8 protein-coding genes are annotated in these 4,212 nt (G+C 33.5%); all 8 read left to right on the plus strand.

Translation table 11 applies throughout. The features are described from left to right. The first annotated feature begins 341 nt into the window (after positions 1–341). Entirely contained in the window at positions 342–560 is a 219-nt protein-coding gene (locus tag BGC07_RS15335) for a hypothetical protein (RefSeq protein ID WP_069313954.1), read from the plus strand. Between the two features lie 241 nt (positions 561–801). Next, on the plus strand, positions 802–1,488 hold the full coding sequence (locus BGC07_RS15340; RefSeq protein ID WP_158006979.1) for an HlyD family secretion protein: 687 nt from the start codon (positions 802–804) through the stop codon (positions 1,486–1,488). Next, positions 1,472–1,672, plus strand: a complete 201-nt coding sequence (locus BGC07_RS15345; RefSeq protein WP_069313956.1) for an HlyD family secretion protein — start codon at positions 1,472–1,474, stop codon at positions 1,670–1,672. Before BGC07_RS15340 ends, BGC07_RS15345 begins: the two co-directional genes overlap by 17 nt. Then, on the plus strand, positions 1,669–2,316 hold the full coding sequence (locus BGC07_RS15350) for an FUSC family protein (protein ID WP_069313957.1): 648 nt from the start codon (positions 1,669–1,671) through the stop codon (positions 2,314–2,316). Before BGC07_RS15345 ends, BGC07_RS15350 begins: the two co-directional genes overlap by 4 nt. Positions 2,317–2,324: 8 nt before the next feature. Then, positions 2,325–2,984: a hypothetical protein gene (locus BGC07_RS20850; protein WP_069313958.1), complete on the plus strand. Its 660-nt coding sequence runs from the start codon at positions 2,325–2,327 to the stop codon at positions 2,982–2,984. After that, complete coding sequence (locus BGC07_RS24005; protein WP_158006980.1) at positions 2,911–3,186, plus strand: FUSC family protein; 276 nt, start codon at positions 2,911–2,913, stop codon at positions 3,184–3,186. The genes BGC07_RS20850 and BGC07_RS24005 overlap by 74 nt, the downstream gene beginning before the upstream one ends. Continuing rightward, positions 3,161–3,829, plus strand: a complete 669-nt coding sequence (locus BGC07_RS15365) for a hypothetical protein (protein WP_069313960.1) — start codon at positions 3,161–3,163, stop codon at positions 3,827–3,829. Before BGC07_RS24005 ends, BGC07_RS15365 begins: the two co-directional genes overlap by 26 nt. A gap of 123 nt (positions 3,830–3,952) precedes the next feature. Next, the coding region (locus tag BGC07_RS15370) for an IS1-like element transposase (protein WP_235603460.1) at positions 3,953–4,212 on the plus strand (260 nt) is incomplete at its 3' end.

A 4,212-nucleotide genomic window follows, 5' to 3' on the forward strand; every position in this document is an offset into this window, starting at 1 on the left:
GTTTCAACTACCGTGCGAGGAATATTCTCTCGATTGGCCACATAGTAGCGCCGCCAAGTTTTGCCGATTTGGAAAAGATGTTTAGCGTGAATTGAACTAGGGATATTCGGCTATCATGTTGATTAACAAGCGCTTAATTATACCGATAATGATAAATAATGGAAAGGCTTCAACAAGGTCACCCACGTAGCAGGCCTATGCTTATTAATGTAATTAAAACTTACTTTTAATTAAGAAAAAGAAAATTGTTTATAAAGGCTTTATGTTGTAATATTTCATTGATTTGTAAGGTCTACATCTAAGTTAACTCGTTATATTATTCATGGTAATTGGAGATAGGTATGAAAATTATTCTTACAGCTATTTGCTTGTCATTAGTCACAATAACAGGCTTTGCTAGCCTTAATGTTGAACACTCTCACTCAGCAGAGCAAAGAGCGATGCTGACTATGGAGCAAGGCCAAATAAGCTCGATAAACTCTAATACAATCATAGAAAGTGAAAATCAACGGTCACAATCTGTACAAGCAATGCAACGAGTGCCTCATTGGAATCGTTGATTCGGAATGCTTTGAGCAAGAGCTGCATGGTTGGCTGATATTCTGGTTAACCTGCAGTTTATACTGTTAATCATTTGAACATTAACCATTAGCTACTCTCTAAGAGAATATTGTAATGTATAAAATAAGTAGAAAGTTATTTTCGCTCTATAAAACCTATGTACTGCTGATCATATTGGTTGGTATTGTCGTTATATATTATAGTTCTGGTTATATATTCGTTTATAACAATGATGCTTATATGAAGGCAGATGTGACTAAAATCGCATCAAGTGTTTCAGGAGTGATTAATAAAGTTTATGTTAGGAACAATGAATACGTAGAGCGAGGGCAAGTTCTTGTTGCCTTAGATAATCAACCTTTTAAACTGGCAGTTGCAAAAGCACAAGCTTCTTTAAGTCAGTTAAGTTATGAAAAAAGTGTATTGCTTACTAAAGAAAAAGATCAAAAAGAGAATTACTTAGTCCAGGAAAGTAAATTTAAAGTTTCTCAACAAGAATTTAATCGTTACAGTATGTTACATCAGAAAAATATTATTTCTTCAGCGCTATTTGATCAATATCAAAATTCTCTTTCATCAGACAAAGAAGCATTAATTAATAGTAAAAGCTTATATCAAAACTCTATTAAGCAGGAAGCTGTGCTTAGTTCACAAATTAAAGAATATCAAAATAGTTTGTCACTGCAAAAATATTATTTATCAAACGCAACTATTCGAGCACCTCATGATGGCTATGTGAATAATTTAAATGCTTATAGCGGAGAATATATTAAAAAAGGAGATGTTCTTTTTGGTATAGTTGCTAAGAAAAATTGGCGTGTGATTGCCAATATCAAGGAAACTAATTTAGTTAATATATATCCGGGTAAAACAGTATGGGTACATCTAGCAAGTGCCCCTTGGCGCTTTTTTGAAAGGGAAAGTTGATAGTGTTGCACATGCTATTTCTAGGAGTAAAAATAATAATAGTGGGGCGGAAGCTTATGTGCAACCTTCAACAAATTGGATTCGTTATGATTATCGGGTGCCTGTAACAATTTATTTGGATAATACTTCAAATATTGAAAATTACTACTCTGGTACAGATGCTAGTGTTGTGGTGCTAAAATGAGTGTTTCAAGTCGGGTAGATGGGTCATATCATAAGCTAAAGAAAAGCTTGCATGGTGAGTTTATTAATCGCTTTCAATCTAAAACCCAATTAAAACAAGTAATTAAGTCAACATTTGCTTGTATACTTGCTATTGCTTTAGCAGTATTACTAAAGCTAGATGCCCCTTTTTGGTCTGCAATTAGTGCATTTGTTGTTATTCAAGGAAGCTTAGGTAGTACTCTTGCCAAGAGTCTGTTGCGTTTTCTAGGTACGGTAATTGGCGCTGGACTTGGTGTGGTTCTAGCAGGATTATTTATTCAATACACCTTTGTTTATTACTCGGTCATTTTTTCGGTTGCTGTGGTCGGAATTTATTGCTCATCTGTTGATCGTCAGCATGCATATGCCTGGTTGTTAGGCTATATTACTATGTTAATGGTGATGTTAAATGTATTAAGTGATCCAAGCCCAAATGCAATGTATGCTGTTGCTGTTTATCGTAGTTTGGAAATTGCTATTGGGATTTTTGCAAGCTTTGTTACTTGTCTTTTATTTCCTACTGGCTCATCTGCTTTATTATTAAATCAGGCAATAACCGGTTTTATAGATAATCTTCAAGAAGTTAATCATTATTTTTATAACGCAGATGGCAAAAAAGAGTAGTAAAGACTTTGACTTTTTTATTAAAGAGGCTAAAAGAAAATTTAGATATATTAAACAGCAATAAAGATTATATAGCCTATGAAAGAGTGTTTAATTTTAGAGAGAATAGGCTAAAGCGTCAATATAAATTAAAGCTGGTAGAAATACTCAATGGTATTTTTTGTTTTCTCGTTAACTGTGCAGACAGGGATAATTACAATGAGAGTGATAATGCTTTTTTATTGGAGCTTAGTAAAATAGTTGATGAAGTTTTAGAAAGCTTAAAAGAAGGGTTGGCTTCTGGAGAGATAGCTGTCACTATTTTAGAAAAAAGACTGGATAATATGTATAAAAGATATAAAGAGCTAATAGATAGTTTTGCAAAAATCAACTTAAATAATGATGAAATTCCAGCAATCTTTATGCAAGCGAAGTTACTTTTTTCATTGAAAAGTAATATTGTCATCAATAAAAATAATAAGCTAAGTAGTATCGATCTATTTCAAAAAAGATCAGAGAATAAATTATTCAATCTCGATTTTTACTATATAAAATATGCAGGTATCAATGCAAGCGCAGTTTTACTATTGCCTTTATGTTGGTCATTTTTTCTCTTTGCCAGGGGGCTCTCAAATTGCTGTATCGATTGGTGCATGCTTAAGCATGGATGCTGCGACGACACGATATAAAGGCTATCAACGCTTAGCCGGGTGTTTTGCAGGTTTCGTTGTTGCACTCATTATCATTGATTTGAATATTCAAAGCTTTGTTGTAATAATTTTGATTATAGCAGTATTTACATTTTTGTTTAATTATCTTCACTTTGGTCATTCTCATTCTAGCTATTTTGGTACTCAGGCTAGTGTTGTGCATTTTTTTAGGTGTAGTTGAGCTGGGGCCGGTAGTATCACTTAACCCTCCTACAGACCGCCTTATTGGAATTTTGTTAGGAGTTAGTTCTATTGCCTTATTTCAAAAGCTTTTTTGGAAGTTTGGTCGTTTTGAATCAGTACAGCATACAATAAACCAAACGAAGCTTTATCTAACACTAATTAGACGTTCAATGAGTTATCATATAATTAATAGAAAAAGTATGAATTATAATTTTTCTATGTTAGAGCACTCTTTAAAAGAGTTAAATAGGGTTGATTTAAATCCGAATAATCAGCTATATGCAATAAGAGCAAATATAGTTAATACCTATCAGGAACTTTATTACCATTTGTACTGCTTTTCTTCTATGCGAGATGCTGTTGTTAGTCATGATAGCCAAGATGTTATAGGCATTTATAATAACTTAAGTGGAATATTCGCACTTAATCAAGATAGTAATCATTCGCTTAAAGTTGATTTAGATGAGGTTAAAGTAGGGTATTTACAAGCTTATCATAAGGAAGAATGCACCATGGAGGAGTACCTGATGGTTTGCACCCTTGTTAGGATTGCTAGGTCAATTATGCGATATCAAAGACTTTATTTAGAAGAAGAATCCAAGTTTGCGTATTATCATAGTAGATTCAATAATATCAATTGACTATTATACAACAAACTGCATGTATCTTATTGATTAATATAGTGTAATTTAAATCAAATTAAAAATAATTTAGAGATTTATCCATGCCTCATATCGAAGTCAATTGCTCACAATACAGGCAGAATGATGTCATTAAATTTGGCAGGAACGCTTCAGGCAATCAGCGTTATAAATGCGAAAAACACAGGCTGTGATAAAGATACATTCCTGCTGAGCTATAAGTGGTCGGGTGACTTACCAGAGACAAAAGAGAAAATTATTGATATGAGTATGAATGGCAGTGGAATTTGGAATATCGCTCGTGTGCTAAGAGTCAGCGCAAACACCCTCATGAGGGAGTTAAAAAAAGCAAAGTGCCTTGACCCTCCATCACTCGCAGTGTG

It is taken from the genome of Piscirickettsia litoralis (assembly GCF_001720395.1).
GTDB classification, from domain to species: Bacteria; Pseudomonadota; Gammaproteobacteria; order Piscirickettsiales; family Piscirickettsiaceae; genus Piscirickettsia; species Piscirickettsia litoralis.